The sequence below is a fragment of the Cellulomonas sp. P4_D11 genome (genome assembly GCF_056401915.1).
The window spans coordinates 55,215-70,595 of sequence record NZ_JBFUIK010000003.1; the positions used below are offsets into that span (position 1 = coordinate 55,215).

Genomic DNA, 15,381 nt, shown 5'->3' on the forward strand with positions numbered 1-15,381 from the left:
GTCACTCCTCCTCTCCGACGGGCGTGAGGCTCATGGCGAGCTTGGCGTTGGCGTCGTGCAGGTGACGCTTCACCGCGCCGGGCGAGACGCCGAGGTCCTCGGCGATCTGCGGCACGGTGAGGTCGGCGTAGAAGCGCAGGACCACGCACGAGCGCTGTCTTGGCGGCAGCGCGGCGAGCGCGGAGTCGAGGTCCAGGTGGTCCGGGCTCGCCTGGTCGGGCCCGACCGCCGAGTCCTGACCACCCAGGAGGTGCCGCACGGCCGCCCAGCGCCGGCGTCGGCGGTACCCGTCGAGATAGAGGTTCAGGACGGTCCGGCGGACGTACGCCTCGAGGTGCTCCATCGCCACGAAGTCGCCGGGACCGCTGCCCTGCGGGCGACGGGTCGTCGTGAAGACTCGGACCAGCGCGTCCTGGACGAGGTCCTCCGCCTCGCGCCGGTCCCCGCACAACAGCGTCGCGTAGCGCACGAGCGCACCGCCCCGGTCGCGCACCAGGTCCGTGAGGACCGGCTCCCATCGGTTCATGCCCGGCCCCCTTTCGGTGAGTGAGGCCGTCACAGAGGTAGACGAACCGCCGCCGGGAAACGTTGAGCGGCCCGCCGGAGCTGGTGGTCCCGGTCTACTCCTGTCCGGGCCCCACGACGACGGTCTCCGGCACCTCTCACCCGGAAAGACGGACAAACCCGCAGGTGCTGGGGCCTTTCCAGCGGTATCCGCTCGTCGATACCGTCGGCCCACGCCCTTCCGGGACCCCCGGCATCGCGTTCGTCGGATGTGCCGCCGAGAGGGACGTGCCGTGACCGCACCGCAGAAGGTCGCCCGCCGGGTCGCAGGAACGCTGGGCGTGCTCGTGGCCGTCCTGCTCGTCTCGTCGTGCGACGGCGGAGGGATCAACCTGCCGACGCCGACCGTCACGCTCCCGACACCGACGATCACGCTGCCGCCGCTCCCGACGCCGACCGTCACGCTGCCGGTCCGTCCGACCCCGACCGAGGAGCCGGTGCCCACGGAGGAGCCCGTGCCGACCGAGGGGCCGGTGCCGACGGAGGAGCCCGCGCCCACGGCGGAGCCCGTGCCCACGGAGGAGCCCGCGCCGACCGAGGAGCCGGCGCCCGAGCCGGCCCCGACGGAGACGGCAGTCGCTCCGGAGCCCGCACCGACGACGCCGGCGCCGGAGCCGACGCCCACGCCCACGCCGACCCCGACGCCCACCGAGGAAGCCACCCCGTCCCCGTCGCCGTCGGCGGACGACGTGGTCGAGGCCGAGGCGGGCGGGACGCCGGCCTGGGTCTGGTGGCTGATCGGCCTCGTGGTCGTCGCCGCCGGGGTCGGGATCCCGCTGATCGTCCGGGCCCGCCGACGGGCCGCCTGACGAGCCCTCGATACCCTGGTCGCATCGACGCCGAGAGCTGAGGTATCCGATGGCCAACGTCGCCCTGCGGTGCACCGACCACGCCTGCTCCGCGTACGGCAGGGTCCAGGCCGGCAAGACCTGCGCCGTGTGCGGCAAGGCGACAACGTGGACTGTGCTGCGCGTCCCGCCACCGGGTGCGCCCGGGGTGATCGGCCCGATCTACTCGACGCCGATGCCGCCCAAGCCCGGACCTCGGACGGCGGCGGTCGGGCGCGCGACGCGGACCTGCACGAACGAGGGCTGCCCGCGCTACCACGTGGCCCAGGACGACCCCTTCTGCGGTGCGTGCGGGACCGCGACCGTCGAGGCAGAGACGCGATAGGCGTGAAGCTTCTTCTCACGTCCGCGGGCGTCACCAACCCGAGCATCCGCGACGCGCTGGTCGAGCTGCTGGGCAAGCCGATCGCCGACGCCACGGCTCTGTGCATCCCCACCGCGCAGTACGGCCACCCCTGGGTGGGCCCCGGCGTCAAGGTGTGGGAGTTCATCAGCGGGAAGTCCGCGAACCCCATGGTCGACCTCGGCTGGAAGTCCGTCGGCGTGCTGGAGCTGACGGCGCTGCCCAGCATCGACGCCGAGCGCTGGGTGCCGCTGGTCCGGGAGACCGACGTGCTGCTGGCGGCGGGCGGCGACGCCCTCTACCTGGGCCACTGGATGCGGGAGTCCGGGTTCCTCGACCTGCTGCCGTCGCTGGACGAGACGGTCTGGGTGGGGATGAGCGCCGGCAGCATGGTGCTGACCCCGAGGATCGGCGAGGACTTCGTCGGGTGGAGGTCGCCGACCGGCGACGACCGCACTCTCGGCCTCGTCGACTTCTCGATCTGTCCGCACCTGGCCAAGGACGGCATGCCGGGCAACCCGGTGGCCGCGGCCGAACGGTGGGCCGCGCGCCTCGACGGTCCGGCGTACGCGATGGACGACCAGACGGCGATCACCGTGGTCGACGGTGCCGTCGAGGTCGTCTCGGAAGGGCACTGGAGGCACTTCCCCTCGTGATCAGCGCCGCCGAGCTGTCCGCCGTCCCCTTGTTCGCGGAGCTGACGCCCGACCAGCTCGACTTCCTCGCCCGGACCGTCGAGGACATCTCGCTGCTGCCCGGCGAGTACGCGGTGCACGAGGGTGACGAGCGCGCGCTGTTCGTCGTGGTCGAGGGCCGGGTCGACCTCACCAAGGAGGTGAACGGCGTCGAGCGCGTGATCGGCCCGCGCGGCCCGGGCGAGCTGTACGGCGAGGTGCCCGTGATGCTGAGCATGGCGATGCCGGCGAGCTGCGTGGCGGTCGAGCCGTCGCGAATCATCAAGGTCGACGTCGGCACGTTCTTCACGCTGGCCGGCATGGCGCCGCAGGTGGTCGCCACCGTGGGCGCGCTGGCGAAGGGCCGCATGGAGGGCCTCAAGGAGATCGCCGCGGAGAAGCCCACCCCGGACATGGTCGTGATCGGGCCGCCGGTGGACCCCGTGGTGCACGACATCCGGACGTTCCTGCACCGGAACCGGATCTCGTTCGACACGGCGAACGCGGCCGGCGGGACGTCCCCGGTGGTCGAGCTGGCGGACGGTCGGCGGCTGGTCGACCCGACCATGCGGGAGATCGCGCTCGCGGGCGGCCTGCCCGTGGTCCCGGCTCACGACGAGTACGACGTGGTGATCGTCGGCGCGGGGCCTACCGGCCTCACGGCGGCCGTGAACGGCGCGGCGGAGGGGCTGCGCACGCTCGTCGTCGAGAAGTTCGCCCCCGGTGGTCAGGCGGGCACCTCGACGCGGATCGAGAACTACACGGGGTTCCCCTTCGGGGTATCCGGCGACGAGCTCGCGAGCAAGGCGCTGCGGCAGGCCAAGCGGCTCGGCGCGGAGATCGTGGTGACCAGGGCGATCGAGGCCCTCGACCCCGCCGCCCGCACGCTCACGCTCGACGACGGCGCGCGGATCGGGGCGCAGGTCGTGCTGCTGGCGTCGGGGGTCGAGTGGCGGCACGTCGAGCTCGAGGCGATCGACCGCTTCGTCGGCAAGGGCGTGTACTACGGGGCCGCCCGCAGCGACTCGGGTCTCGCGCACGGCCAGGACGTGCTCATCATCGGCGCCGGCAACTCCGCGGGGCAGGCCGCGCTGTTCTTCTCGCGGTACGCGCGCAGCGTGACTCTGGTGGTTCGCGGGCCGTTGCTCGCTGCGAGCATGTCGCAGTACCTGATCGAGCAGATCTCGTCGAACCGGCGCATCACGGTGGAGACGCGGTCCGAGGTGGTCGCGCTGCACGGGCAGGAGTCGCTCGAGCGCATCGAGGTCGCCGACCGGCGCACCGGGACCGTCGTCGAACGTCCGGGCGAGGTGCTGTTCATCATGATCGGCGCCGACGCCGTCACGTCCTGGTTGCCCGACGAGGTCGCGCGCGACGAGAACGGCTACGTGCTCACGGGCCCCGCCGCGCGGGTGTCCGGCGCATGGGCGCACGAGCGGGAGCCCTTCGCGCTGGAGACCACGGTCCCGGGTGTGTTCGCCGCCGGGGACGTGCGGTCCGGGTCCGTCAAGCGCGTGGCGGCCGGGGTGGGTGAGGGCGGCATGGCGATCGCGTTCGCGCACCAGTTCCTGGCGCTCGGTACCTGAGGTCGCGGCCTGCCTCCCCCCGCGTGTCAGTGGTCGGAGGCACGCTTGCTCGCATGATCACTCTCTCGTGCTCGTGCGGCTCCGCCGGAACCACCCGTCGCCACCCCATGCGGGGTCTGTCCGCCGACGAGCGGGCCGCGCTGATCAGGGACGCGTTCTCCGTGAGCGGCGGGTTCCTGGCGCTCGAGGTCGACGCCTCCTGGCATCCCGGCTCGGTCGAGCCCACGGAGGCGTGCGTCGTGCTCGCGGACCTCGACTCGCTGGACGCCTCGGCGGGTCTCGACGCCGAGGGTGCGATAGCGATCCGCAAGCTCCTCGAGATCGGTCACGTGCGTGGTCAGCGGCTGCCCACGCCGGTGGAGGTCGGGTCGGTGCGCTTCCGGGTCGCGCCCGCCGACGAGTTCGGTCCTGCCATGTCCTACGTGGTGACCGAGGGCACCGACACGATCCTCGAGGCGACGGTGCCGGTCCCGCACGCCGACCTGCTGCCGTCGCTGGTCGCGGTCCTGGCCGAGCAGGGGCTCGACGGACTGGCGCGGCTCGACGTGCGCGCCGCGCGGCTCGGGCTGGCCGCTGCCCTCGTGAGCGACGCGCGGCACACGGCCGTCGCCTGACGCGTCACCAGGCGCGTGCCCGAGCCACCGCCTTCTCGAACTCGTCGTCGTCGAACACGGGGTAGTCGGGATCCTCGGGGTCGAGCTGGGCGAGCCCCTCCTGGAGCGCTGCGAGCTGCTCGGGGTGGGCGGACCAGTGGGACTCGGGGACGCGCAGGACGGCGAGCAGCAGGTCGCCGGGGAAGAAGTCGCCCTCGAGCAGCGGCCGGTAGCGCAGCATCCCGACGGCGACCGGCACCAGCGTCTCGCGGGCAACGTCCTGGGCGATGAGCACGCGAAGATCGTCGATGCCGAGCTCGGTGAGCGGCACCGTGCGCAGGGCGTGCACGCGGCGGACCAGGCTGCTCGCGTCCTGCGGCGCGGGCCCCCACGCGGGCGGGTCGACCTGGTCGAGGGTGCTGGCGCCGAGGGCGACGATCTCCGGGGGTACCTCGGTCATCGGAGGTCCTCTCTCACTGGCGGGGCACGAAGTTGCGGGAGTAGTCCAGCAGACGGCTGGCCTCGGAGAGCTCCGACTGGGCGTCGGCCTTGGCGCCCTCCGACAGGCGCGTGTCGCCCAGCATGCGCTTCAGCTGCTCGATGCGGTTCACCAGCCCGCGCTGGGCGTCGCGGACCTCACCGACGTGGTCCCAGGGCTGACCGCCGGACTTCGTCGCGACGACCTCGCCGTCGAGCTCGCGCCGCGCGGCGTCCAGGTCGCGATCGGTCAGATGCTCCTTGAGCCGGTCGGTCTTGGTGCCCGACTGCCCCTGCGAACCGGGCGACGGCTCCTCGGCCCGGGACTGCAGCGGCTCGACGCGGTCCTCGTTGGCGGCGTGGTTGGCCAGCGACAGTGCTCCCGCGCCCGCCGCCGTCGCGCCGGCCGCGATCCCCGCCGCGGACACGATGTTCAAGGGCACGCCAGCGATGGCGCCGACACCGGTCGCGTCGAGCGCGAGCCCGCCGCCCTCGCCGACCCCGCTGATGCCCATGAGCAGGAGGCCGCCGAGCATCATCGCGGTGTCGCCCGGGTGGTGGATCATCGCGTTGCCGTACGACGCCAGGCCGTTGACCACCCCGATGCCGATGTCCTCGACGCCGTGCAGCACCCACTCGCCGGCGTCGCCGAGCGCCGAGCCGACCTTGTCCCAGAACCCGGGCTCCTCGGGCGCCCGGTCGCGCGCGGTGGACACCGTCCGCTCCGCGCTGTCACCCGCGTCCCGCAGCTGGTCACGCGCGCGGTCGAGCAGCTCGCGCGCGGCCGTTCGGGTGGCGTCGCCGGGGTCGTGGAACGGCGGGACCGGGGTCGGCGTGCCGCCGGACTGGGCGACGCGGTTGTAGTCGTCGACGCGGGCGTTGTAGTCGTGGGTCGCGGTCGACGTCTGGTGGTCGCCCTGCGCGTACTGCCGGATGGCGTCCGCGGCCTGGTCCTGCGCCCACGACAGCGTGGAGGCGTACCGGTCGACGGCGTCCGCGGCCTCGTGGAACGAGTCGCCGCCCTCGAGCCACTTCTTCGGCTGCGCCTGGTAGGCGTCGTGGAACCGGTCGGCGGCCTCGCCGCTCCAGCCGTCGCCCGTGCTGATCCGCCGGAGGCCCTCGCCTGCCTCGATGAGCGAGTCGCCGTAGGCACGCAGCTTCCAGACGAGGTCCGCGAGGTCCGCCACGGATCCGGGGACGAGCGCGACGGGGTCGGTGGTCTGGCCCAGGTCAGCCATCAGGCGCCCGGGTCCGTGCCGGTGGGGCTGCCGATGACGCCGCCGAAGCTCGCCGCCTCGGCCTCGTCCGTGCCGCTGTACGCGCGCACGGTGTCGACGAGCTGGCCGACGACCGCGGCGACGTCCTTCTCGAGGTTCTCGACGCCGATGTTCCAGCGCCGGCAGAACTCCCCGAGCCGGTCCGCCAGCCCGTCGTGCCCGACCGAGGACCCCGACGGCTGCAGGTCCGCAACCTTCGTCGTCGCCATCTGGTCCATCGTGTCGAGGATCGCCTGCGTCGCGTTGCTCAGCGCGGTCAGATCGACCGAGAATCCGCTCACCCGTCCCCCTTGCCGCGGACTGCCTGGTTCGTCCGGCACGCTACCGGGTCGGCGCCTGTCGCACGCGGCGGACGTTCCGCCATCCTGGGTCCGTGCGCGTCACCGTCGTCGGAGCCGGGATCGGCGGCCTCGCCGTGGCCGTGGGCCTCCACCGCCGGGGCCACGAGGTGACCGTCCTCGAGCGCAGCGCGGACCCCTCGGCCGTGGGTGCCGGCATCTCGCTGTTCGGCAACGGGCTCACCGCTCTCGGCGTGCTGGGGCTCGCCGACGAGGTGCGGGCGCTCTCGGCGCCGCACGACCCCGACCTGCTCACGGGCCAACGCCAGCCCTCGGGCCGCTGGCTCGTCCGCGTCCCGCCCGGGGCCGTCGACGATCTCGCGGTGATCCATCGCCAGGACCTGCAGCGCGTGCTGCTGGACGCCCTTCCCGACGGCGTCGTGCACACGGGCGTCGAGGTCACGGGCGTCGAGCACGCCCGGGGGACCGTGGTCGACGCCACCGGTGGACGCACCGGGGCCGACCTCGTCGTCGGGGCCGACGGTCTGCGCAGCGTGGTCCGCGGCACGTTCGCGCGCGGCGCGCAGCCTCGGTACGCCGGCTACACCGCGTGGCGCGGCGTCACCACGGGACCGGTCGACGTGCTCGGCGGCGCGGGCGAGACGTGGGGTCGCGGCGAGCGGTTCGGGTACGTGCCGCTGACGGGCGGGCGCGTGTACTGGTTCGCGGTGGCCAGCCTCCCGGCCGGGACCCGGTTCGCCGACGAGCACGCCGAGGTCCGACGCCGGTTCGGCTCCTGGCACGCGCCGATCCTGGCGCTCGTCGACGGCACCGACCCGGCGGCCGTCCTGCGGCACGACATCCACGACCTCGACCGCCGCCTGCCGTCATTCGTCCAGGGTCGGGTCGCCCTGCTCGGCGACGCCGCGCACGCGATGACGCCCGACGTCGGGCAAGGTGGCGGGCAGGCGCTCGAGGACGCGGCGACGCTCGCGGTGCTGGCCGACGGCGACCTGCGCGCCGCCCTCGCCCGGTACGACGCCCTGCGACGCCCACGCACCCAGTCGATGGCGCGCCGCGCTCGGAGCGTCGGCCGCGTGGCGCAGCTGCGCTGGGGTCCCGCGGCGGCGGCCCGTGACCTGCTGCTCCGGGCCGTTCCCGGCGGCGCGTCCGCACGCGCGGCGACCGCCATGCAGCGCTGGGAGCCGCCGCAGTAGAGGACACGATCGGTGCGCCCGTGTGCCGAGAAAGGATGCCGGCCAGTGTCTCCCGGCATCGCCGATGCCGGGAATCTGGCGGGATGCGGGACCCCGGACGAGGGAACCGTCGCGCCGACGGTCGGCTGCACCCCGCGACAAGCCGATGCCTCAGGCATGCGCTCTCACCGTCTGTTGTCCGTCACGCTGCTCAGCCTCGCGGTCGGGGCATCCCTCGCAGGCTGCGGCGGCGACGCCGACCCCGCCGCTGCGACCGCGACCGTCGTGGGCGTCGTCGACGGGCACACGGTAACGGTGGAGCAGGACGGGGAGCCGGCCACGGTCACGCTGCTCGGACTCGACTCGCCCGCCCCGGACGAGTGCCTCGGGGCCGAGTCCGCCGCTGCCCTGGCAGAGCTTCTCCCGGTCGGGACCGAGGTGCGGCTCGAGAGCACCGAGAACGACGTCGCGGCGGTGTACGCGGACGACCTGCTGGTCAACGCGGAGCTCGCGCGGCGAGGGCTGGGCCACGTCGTCGCCGACACGACCGTCAGCCCGCAGGTCGCCAAGGCCGAGGACGAGGCGATCGCCGCGGCCGCCGGGCTGTTCGGCACCGACGCCGAGTGCACGGTGCCGGCGCAGGTGGCCGCGCTCGAGCAGGCGGCCGCGGAGGCCGCGGAGTCCGCCACGGCGCTCGCGGCCGGCGTGGGGATCGACGAGGTCGACCGCCACGCGACGGCAGTCGCCGCAGTGTCGGCGACGGGCGCGGCGCTGGCGGCCCTGCTCGACGGGGACGAGGTGGCGCGGTACCCGAGGTCGATGGTCGCCGACCTGCGTGGCCGGACGGTCGCGGTCAACGAGCGGCTCGTGGGCGTGACCGCGTCCGTCCAGCAGGTGCACGCGTCCGAGGAGCAGCGGGTCGAGTCCGAGCGGGTCGCCGCCGAGGCTGCCGCTGCCGCCGCCGTCCAAGCGGCGGCCGACGAGGCGGCACGGCAGGCCCAGGCGGCAGCGGACGCGGAGGCCGCCCGCGTGGCTGCGGAAGCTGCCGCGGCTGCCGCCAAGGCCCCGGCCGCATCGTCCGGAGGGTCCGTCTACTACAAGAACTGCGACGCCGTCCGGGCCGCTGGTGCGGATCCGATCTACGCCGGTCAGCCCGGGTACAGCAGCAAGCTCGACCGCGACGGCGACGGCGTCGCCTGCGAGTAGCGCTCAGGCCTGCGGGGCGTGCCGGTCCAGGAACCGGTAGACCTCGGTCGTGTCCACGCCGGGGAACACCCCCACGGGGAGGGCGGCGAGCATGGAGGCGTGCGGGCGGGCGCTCGGCCACGACTTGTCGGACCAGCGCTCGGCCAGGTCGGTCGGAGGCTGACGGCAGCACATCGGGTCCGGGCACCTGGACGCGGCGCGCTCGGTGGTCTCGCGGCCGCGGAACCAGCGCACGTGCGCGAACGGCACCCCGACGGACACGGAGAACGCCCCCTGCGACGACGGCTGCACGCGGGACGTGCACCAGTACGTGCCCGACGACGTGTCGGTGTACTGGTAGTACGGCGTGAACCGGTCGGGCAGCGTGAACACCACGCGGGCGGTCCACTGCCGGCAGACGGGCTGGCCCTCGATGGCGCCCAGCGCGTCCGCGGGGAACTTCACGCCGTCGTTCTCGTAGGCCTTGTGCAGCGTGCCGCCCTCGTGGACCTTCATGAAGTGCACGGGGATGCCGAGGTGGCGCGTCGCCAGGTTGGTGAACCGGTGCGCGGCGGTCTCGTAGGGCACGGCGAAGGCGTCGCGAAGGTCCTCCACCGACAGCCGGCGCTCGGCCTTCGCCTCCTGCAGGAACGGGACGGCGCCGTCCTCGGGGAGCATCAGCGCCGCGGCGAGGTAGTTCGCCTCGACGCGCTGGCGCAGGAAGTCGCCGTAGTCCTTGGGCTCGGCGTGGCCCAGGACGTGGCTGGCGATGGCCTGCAGCAACGGTGAGCGGGCGTCGCTGGTGCCGGGGTTGCCCTGCGGCAGGTAGATGCGGCCGTTGGCCAGGTCGGTGACCGACCGGGTGGAGTGCGGCAGGTCCGGCACGTAGTGCAGCGCGAAGCCGAGGTGCGCGGCGATGTCGGCCGTGGCCCGCTGGGACAGGGGGCCGCCGGGGTGGTCGATCGCGGCGAGCAGGCGGCGGGCGTGGTCCTCGAGCTCGGGGAAGTAGTTGTCCTGCGCGCGCATCCGGATCCGCAGCTCGGCGTTGGCCCGCCGGGCCTCCTCGGGCGTCGCCGCGTTCTCGGTGAGCAGGCGCTGGATCTCGGCCTGCAGGCGGACCAGCGCCTCGAGGGCGTCGGCGGGCAGCGACCGACCGACCTTGACCGGCGAGACACCGAGCGACGCGAACAACGGCCCGCGCTGCGCCCGCTCGAGCTCGACCTCGAGGGCGGCCCGCCGCGTCGGCGGCTCGGTGCGCAGCAGCTCGGACAGCGGGACGTCCAGTGCCTCCGCCACCTGCGCCAGCAGCGAGAGCTTGGGCTCGCGGTGACCGTTCTCCAGCATCGAGACCTGAGAGGGCGCGCGGCCGATGGCCGTGCCGAGGTCGTCGAGCGTCATGTTCCGGCCCGTGCGCAGGTGCCGGATCCGTCGTCCCAGCACCAGCGTGTCGAGGCCGCCGTTGGCCGTCGTCGTCATGCCATCCACCCTCGCCCGCCGCCCACGCTTCTGTCCAGGAGAAGGAACGCCGATCTTCTGCGCACCTTGCGAGGGAAGAACCGCCGAACCCCGAGGAAAGTCGAGGTCAGGCCGAAGGGCCGAGAAGAACGCCCCAATGACGGAGGACACCATGAGCACCACCAGGCACGGCGACCAGACGCAGACCGCGGCCGAGCTCGCGGCGAGCTGGGACCTCGACCCGCGCTGGGCCGGCATCCGCCGCTCCCACACGGCCGAGGATGTCGTCGCCCTCCGCGGTTCCGTCCGCGAGGAGAGCACGCTCGCCCGCAGGGGGGCCGAGCGCCTCTGGGAGCTGCTGCACTCCCGCACGCTCCTGCCGGCGCTGGGGGCGCTGACCGGCAACCAGGCCGTGCAGCAGGTGCGGGCCGGGCTCGAGGCCATCTACCTGTCCGGCTGGCAGGTGGCGGCTGACGCCAACCTGTCCGGCCAGACCTACCCGGACCAGTCGCTGTACCCGGCCAACTCGGTGCCGTCGGTCGTGCGCCGGATCAACAATGCGCTGCTGCGCGCCGACCAGATCGAGTTCGCGGAGACCGGCCGGCGCACGCGCGAGTGGCTCGCGCCGATCGTCGCCGACGCGGAGGCCGGCTTCGGCGGCCCGCTCAACGCCTACGAGCTCATGCACTCGATGATCTCCGCCGGTGCGGCGGGCGTGCACTGGGAGGACCAGCTCGCGGCCGAGAAGAAGTGCGGCCACCTGGGCGGCAAGGTGCTGGTGCCGACGTCGCAACACGTGCGGACGCTGTCCGCGGCGCGGCTCGCGGCCGACGTCGCCGGTGTGCCGACGGTCGTCGTCGCGCGCACCGACGCCCTCGGCGCGGACCTGCTGACCTCCGACGTCGACCCGCGCGACGAGCCGTTCCTCACCGGGGAGCGCACGGCCGAGGGCTACTACCGCGTGCGGCCGGGCCTCGACCCGGTCGTGGCTCGGGCCGAGGCATACGCCCCGCACTCCGACCTGATCTGGGTGGAGACGTCGACGCCCGACGCCGGGCTGGCCATCGAGTTCGCCGAGCGGATCCACGACCGGTTCCCGGGCAAGCTCCTGGCGTACAACTGCTCGCCGTCGTTCCACTGGCGCTCGCAGCTGGACGACCTGCAGATCGCCCGGTTCCAGCGCGAGCTGGCCGGCCACGGGTACGTGTTCCAGTTCATCACCCTGGCCGGGTTCCACGCCCTGAACCACTCGATGTTCTCGCTGGCCTGCGGCTACGCCGAGCGCGGCATGAGCGCGTACGTCGAGCTGCAGGAGGCCGAGATCGCCTCCGAGACCGACGGCTACACCGCCACGCGCCACCAGCGCGAGGTGGGCACCGGCTACTTCGACCGCGTCGCCACCGCGATCTCGCCCGAGAGCGCCACCCTCGCGCTCGCCGGCTCGACGGAAACCGCCCAGTTCACCCACTGACCTTCAGGAGCACGGCCATGACCATCACGATCCCCCCGCCCCTCGTCCGACCTCACCTGGAGCAGAGCGGCCCGACCGTCGCCGGGTCCGACCAGATCCTCACCTCCGAGGTGATCGACTTCCTCACCGACCTGCACGTCCGGTTCTCGGGCCGGCGCCACGACCTGCTGCTGGGCCGCCAGCACCGCCGGACCCGCTTCTCCAACGGCGCCGACCCCGACTTCCTGCCGCTGACGGCGGGCATCCGGGCCGACCCGGGCTGGCGCGTCGCGGGTCCCGGGCCGGGCCTCGAGGACCGGCGCGTCGAGATCACCGGCCCCACCGACCGCAAGATGACGGTCAACGCGCTGAACAGCGGCGCGAAGGTGTGGCTGGCGGACATGGAGGACGCGACCAGCCCGACGTGGGCGAACGTCATCGGCGGGCAGCACTCGCTGTTCGACGCCATCCGCGGCCAGGTCGACTTCACGTCGCCCGAGGGCAAGGAGTACCGGGTCGGCGACGAGACCCCGACGATCGTGTTCCGTCCGCGCGGCTGGCACCTGACCGAGAAGCACCTCGAGTTCACGGACCGTGCCGGCCAGGTCTGCGCGGCGTCGGCGAGCCTGGTCGACGCCGGGCTGTACCTGTTCCACAACGCGCAGGCCCTCATCGACTCCGGCCGCGGCCCGTACCTCTACCTGCCCAAGCTCGAGGGGCACCTGGAGGCGCGGCTGTGGGACGAGGTCTTCCGGTTCACCGAGACCTACCTGGGCCTGCGCTACGGCACGATCCGCGCGACGGTCCTCATCGAGACCATCACGGCCGCCTTCGAGATGGAGGAGATCCTCTACGAGCTGCGCGACCACTGCGCGGGGCTCAACGCCGGCCGCTGGGACTACATCTTCAGCGTCATCAAGAACTTCCGCGCTCGCGGGCCGCGGTTCGTCCTGCCCGACCGGGGCAGCGTGACCATGACGGTCCCGTTCATGAAGGCGTACACCGAGCTGCTCGTCGCCACCTGCCACAAGCGGGGCGCGCAGGCCATCGGCGGCATGAGCGCGTTCATCCCCGACCGCCGCGACCCGGAGGTGACCGCCGCGGCACTCGCCCAGGTGACCGCAGACAAGCAGCGGGAGGCCGGGCAGGGGTACGACGGCACGTGGGTCGCCCACCCCGACCTCGTCCCGGTCGCGCGCGCCGTGTTCGACGAGGTGCTGGGCGACCGCATCGACCAGCGGCACCGGCTCCGGTCGGAGGTGAACGTCACGGCGGCGGACCTGCTCGACATCCCGTCGGCGGGCGGCGGCGAGCCCGGGGCCGTCACCGACGCGGGGCTGCGCGGCAACGTCTCGGTGGGCGTCCGGTACCTCGAGGCGTGGCTGCGGGGCATCGGCGCGGTGGCCATCGACCACCTCATGGAGGACGCGGCGACCGCGGAGATCTCGCGCTCGCAGGTCTGGCAGTGGGTGCACCAGGAGGTCGTCACGGCCGAGGGCACGCGGATCGACGCCCCGCGCGTCGAGCACGTGCTCAAGGAGGTGCTGTCGGAGCTGCCCCGGACGGCCGGAGATCGCTACGACGACGCGGCCGACCTGTTCCGGCAGGTCGCGCTGGCCGAGGACTTCCCGACGTTCCTCACGGTGCCGGCGTACACGCAGTTCCTCGTCGCGCACGAGTGACCGAGGCGACCCCGGGTCCGCGCGACCCGGGGTCGCGTCGTGCGCCAGGATGGCGGGCATGGCCGACGACGAACGCCCGGTGCTGGTGACCGGCGGGACCGGGACCCTGGGCCGCGCGCTGGTCCACACGCTGCTCGACGCGGGCCGCCCCGTGCGGGTGCTCAGCAGGCGGGAGCGCACGCCCGCCGTCCCGCGGGCAGTCGAGTGGGTGGTCGGCGACCTGCTCACCGGCGTCGGCGTCCGTGCGGCGGTCGACCGCGTCGGCGCCGTGGTGCACTGCGCCAGCGCGCCGCGCAGGCCCGACGACGACCTCGACGCCGCGGTCCAGCTGCTCCTGGCCGCCCGGGCCGCCGCCGTCCCGCACCTGGTCTACATCTCGATCGTCGGCGTCGACCGGGTGCCGTTCGCGTACTACAAGGCCAAGCACCGGGTCGAGGAGATCGTCGAGGACGGCGGCGTGCCGTGGACGATCCTGCGGGCGACGCAGTTCCACGACTTCGTCGCGACCCTGCTCGACCACCTCTCGCGCGGGCCGGTCGCCGTGGCGCCGGCCGGGATGAGCGACCAGCCGGTCGACGTCCGCGAGGTCGCCGCCCGGCTGGTCTCGCTCGTCGACGCAGGCCCGTCGGGACGGGTCCACGACCTGGGCGGCCCGCAGGTGCTGACCACGACCGAGCTCATGCGCACGTACCTCGCCGCGACCGGCCGCCGCCGCCCCGTGTGGACCGTCCCGGTGCCCGGGCTGGGCGGGTTCCGCACCGGCGACCACCTGACCCCGCAGCACGCGACGGGTCGTCTGACGTTCACGGAGTGGGTCGAGGCCCGGTCGCGCTGACCGGCAGCGCCGGCGGAGGCGCCCGGCCGCTCGGCTGACGGTCAGCCGACCTGCCAGGTCCAGCCGCCCTGGTCGTCCGTGACGTTGACCGTGACCGGCGAGGTCGCGCCGGCCGCGTCGGTGGCGACGCACATGAACATCGCGCCGGCGTCGGTGGGGATCTCGGACGGGCACTCGACCGTGACCGTGACCCCGGCCTGCGCGGCGATGCCGGCGACGATCTCGGTCTCGATCGCGGTGCTCTGCGCCGAGCCGGGGTCCGCGGGTGCGGCCGGTGCGGCCGGGGCGCTGGGGACGACGGGCGCGGACCGAGGGGGCGCGACGGTGGCGGCGTCGAGCGTGTCGCGGACGTAGTTGAACGCGAGCAGCGAGCTGGTCACCAGGCCGATGCACGAGAGCACGAGTGCCCAGCGCGCCATCGCCCGGCCCTTGGGCGCCCACCCGGCGTCCGCGAGACCGCGGGCGCGCTTGAGGCCGATGATCGACAGGACGATGCCGGCGACCGCGGCGATGGGCACGCCCAGCATGCCGAGGATGGACACGACGAGGGCGACACGCGCCGGGGTGTTCTTCCCGGAGGCCAGGTCGCCCGACGGGTTGGCGAGGTAGTGGTTATCGATCGGCTGCACCCACCCGGTCGTTGCCGCCGGCGCCGTGTAGCCGTACTGCGACGGGGCGGCGGTAGCCGTGTAGCCGTACTGCGACGCGGGGGGAGCGGTGTAGCCGTACTGCGGAGCGGGAGGCGTGGCTGCGGGGGCCGGGGCCGGGGCCGGGACGGGCTGCACGTGCGTGGTCCAGCCGGTGCCGTCGTACCAGCGCTGCATGGCGGCGTCGCTCGGGTCGGCGTACCAGCCCGCTGGAGGGTTCCCGGTGGTGGGCGTGGTCACGTGCGCTCCCAGTCGTTCGTCACATTCAGGTGCGAGCGACATCGGCACTCC

General features: G+C 73.7%; 16 protein-coding genes. 10 read left to right on the forward strand and 6 right to left on the reverse strand.

The window, feature by feature from the left end:
- Position 1: 1 nt before the first annotated feature.
- Positions 2 to 526, reverse strand: coding sequence for an RNA polymerase sigma factor (locus AC1DT4_RS02850; protein ID WP_477088250.1), 525 nt, complete (start codon positions 524 to 526; stop codon positions 2 to 4).
- 271 nt (positions 527 to 797) lie between these two features.
- Between AC1DT4_RS02850 and AC1DT4_RS02855 the strand changes: the two genes are divergently transcribed.
- From AC1DT4_RS02855 to AC1DT4_RS02875, 5 genes are read left to right on the forward strand one after another with little or no spacing between them, the layout of a single operon-like run.
- Positions 798 to 1,373 (forward strand): hypothetical protein, encoded by a 576-nt coding sequence (locus AC1DT4_RS02855; RefSeq protein ID WP_477088251.1) that lies wholly within the window; start codon positions 798 to 800, stop codon positions 1,371 to 1,373.
- A gap of 49 nt (positions 1,374 to 1,422) precedes the next feature.
- The gene (locus AC1DT4_RS02860; protein WP_477088252.1) at positions 1,423 to 1,737 is read left to right on the forward strand and encodes a hypothetical protein; all 315 of its coding nucleotides are present in this window, start codon (positions 1,423 to 1,425) and stop codon (positions 1,735 to 1,737) included.
- A 2-nt stretch (positions 1,738 to 1,739) separates the two neighbouring features.
- The gene (locus AC1DT4_RS02865) at positions 1,740 to 2,411 is read left to right on the forward strand and encodes a Type 1 glutamine amidotransferase-like domain-containing protein (RefSeq protein WP_477088253.1); all 672 of its coding nucleotides are present in this window, start codon (positions 1,740 to 1,742) and stop codon (positions 2,409 to 2,411) included.
- Entirely contained in the window at positions 2,408 to 4,015 is a 1,608-nt protein-coding gene (locus AC1DT4_RS02870; RefSeq protein WP_477088254.1) for an FAD-dependent oxidoreductase, read from the forward strand. The genes AC1DT4_RS02865 and AC1DT4_RS02870 overlap by 4 nt, the downstream gene beginning before the upstream one ends.
- Before the next feature lie 53 nt (positions 4,016 to 4,068).
- Complete coding sequence (locus AC1DT4_RS02875; RefSeq protein ID WP_477088255.1) at positions 4,069 to 4,629, forward strand: hypothetical protein; 561 nt, start codon at positions 4,069 to 4,071, stop codon at positions 4,627 to 4,629.
- A gap of 4 nt (positions 4,630 to 4,633) precedes the next feature.
- Here AC1DT4_RS02875 and AC1DT4_RS02880 read toward each other — a convergent pair whose 3' ends face one another.
- From AC1DT4_RS02880 to AC1DT4_RS02890, 3 genes are read right to left on the reverse strand one after another with little or no spacing between them, the layout of a single operon-like run.
- Entirely contained in the window at positions 4,634 to 5,068 is a 435-nt protein-coding gene (locus tag AC1DT4_RS02880) for a contact-dependent growth inhibition system immunity protein (RefSeq protein ID WP_477088256.1), read from the reverse strand.
- 13 nt (positions 5,069 to 5,081) lie between these two features.
- Complete coding sequence (locus tag AC1DT4_RS02885; protein WP_477088257.1) at positions 5,082 to 6,323, reverse strand: putative T7SS-secreted protein; 1,242 nt, start codon at positions 6,321 to 6,323, stop codon at positions 5,082 to 5,084.
- On the reverse strand, positions 6,323 to 6,643 hold the full coding sequence (locus AC1DT4_RS02890) for a hypothetical protein (protein WP_477088258.1): 321 nt from the start codon (positions 6,641 to 6,643) through the stop codon (positions 6,323 to 6,325). Before AC1DT4_RS02890 ends, AC1DT4_RS02885 begins: the two co-directional genes overlap by 1 nt.
- Positions 6,644 to 6,735: 92 nt before the next feature.
- Here AC1DT4_RS02890 and AC1DT4_RS02895 point away from each other — a divergent pair, with 92 nt between their 5' ends.
- Both AC1DT4_RS02895 and AC1DT4_RS02900 read left to right on the forward strand, forming a co-directional pair.
- Complete coding sequence (locus tag AC1DT4_RS02895; RefSeq protein WP_477088259.1) at positions 6,736 to 7,857, forward strand: FAD-dependent monooxygenase; 1,122 nt, start codon at positions 6,736 to 6,738, stop codon at positions 7,855 to 7,857.
- A gap of 156 nt (positions 7,858 to 8,013) precedes the next feature.
- Complete coding sequence (locus AC1DT4_RS02900; RefSeq protein WP_477088260.1) at positions 8,014 to 9,042, forward strand: excalibur calcium-binding domain-containing protein; 1,029 nt, start codon at positions 8,014 to 8,016, stop codon at positions 9,040 to 9,042.
- Between the two features lie 3 nt (positions 9,043 to 9,045).
- Here the strand turns inward: AC1DT4_RS02900 and AC1DT4_RS02905 are convergent, their stop codons facing one another.
- Positions 9,046 to 10,497, reverse strand: a complete 1,452-nt coding sequence (locus AC1DT4_RS02905; protein WP_477088261.1) for a helix-turn-helix domain-containing protein — start codon at positions 10,495 to 10,497, stop codon at positions 9,046 to 9,048.
- Positions 10,498 to 10,648: 151 nt separating this feature from the next.
- On the opposite strand from AC1DT4_RS02905, the gene aceA reads away from it, so the two are divergent.
- From aceA to AC1DT4_RS02920, 3 genes are read left to right on the forward strand one after another with little or no spacing between them, the layout of a single operon-like run.
- On the forward strand, positions 10,649 to 11,947 hold the full coding sequence (gene aceA, locus AC1DT4_RS02910; RefSeq protein WP_477088262.1) for an isocitrate lyase: 1,299 nt from the start codon (positions 10,649 to 10,651) through the stop codon (positions 11,945 to 11,947).
- Between the two features lie 17 nt (positions 11,948 to 11,964).
- Positions 11,965 to 13,608: a malate synthase A gene (gene aceB / locus AC1DT4_RS02915; protein ID WP_477088263.1), complete on the forward strand. Its 1,644-nt coding sequence runs from the start codon at positions 11,965 to 11,967 to the stop codon at positions 13,606 to 13,608.
- Positions 13,609 to 13,666: 58 nt separating this feature from the next.
- A complete protein-coding gene (locus tag AC1DT4_RS02920; protein ID WP_477088264.1) occupies positions 13,667 to 14,443 on the forward strand; it encodes an SDR family oxidoreductase in 777 nt (258 codons plus the stop codon).
- 41 nt (positions 14,444 to 14,484) lie between these two features.
- Here the strand turns inward: AC1DT4_RS02920 and AC1DT4_RS02925 are convergent, their stop codons facing one another.
- Positions 14,485 to 15,330 (reverse strand): DUF2510 domain-containing protein, encoded by an 846-nt coding sequence (locus AC1DT4_RS02925; RefSeq protein WP_477088265.1) that lies wholly within the window; start codon positions 15,328 to 15,330, stop codon positions 14,485 to 14,487.
- Positions 15,331 to 15,381 lie beyond the last annotated feature (51 nt).

What these genes read in the sequence shown, in the direction of transcription:
- AC1DT4_RS02850 (WP_477088250.1), bottom strand. Translation starts at nt 526, where the DNA reads ATGAACCGATGGGAGCCGGTCCTCACGGACCTGGTGCGCGACCGGGGC.
- AC1DT4_RS02860 (WP_477088252.1), top strand. Translation starts at nt 1,423, where the DNA reads ATGGCCAACGTCGCCCTGCGGTGCACCGACCACGCCTGCTCCGCGTAC.
- AC1DT4_RS02875 (WP_477088255.1), top strand. Translation starts at nt 4,069, where the DNA reads ATGATCACTCTCTCGTGCTCGTGCGGCTCCGCCGGAACCACCCGTCGC.
- AC1DT4_RS02880 (WP_477088256.1), bottom strand. Translation starts at nt 5,068, where the DNA reads ATGACCGAGGTACCCCCGGAGATCGTCGCCCTCGGCGCCAGCACCCTC.
- AC1DT4_RS02885 (WP_477088257.1), bottom strand. Translation starts at nt 6,323, where the DNA reads ATGGCTGACCTGGGCCAGACCACCGACCCCGTCGCGCTCGTCCCCGGA.
- AC1DT4_RS02900 (WP_477088260.1), top strand. Translation starts at nt 8,014, where the DNA reads ATGCGCTCTCACCGTCTGTTGTCCGTCACGCTGCTCAGCCTCGCGGTC.
- AC1DT4_RS02905 (WP_477088261.1), bottom strand. Translation starts at nt 10,497, where the DNA reads ATGACGACGACGGCCAACGGCGGCCTCGACACGCTGGTGCTGGGACGA.
- aceA (WP_477088262.1), top strand. Translation starts at nt 10,649, where the DNA reads ATGAGCACCACCAGGCACGGCGACCAGACGCAGACCGCGGCCGAGCTC.
- aceB (WP_477088263.1), top strand. Translation starts at nt 11,965, where the DNA reads ATGACCATCACGATCCCCCCGCCCCTCGTCCGACCTCACCTGGAGCAG.
- AC1DT4_RS02920 (WP_477088264.1), top strand. Translation starts at nt 13,667, where the DNA reads ATGGCCGACGACGAACGCCCGGTGCTGGTGACCGGCGGGACCGGGACC.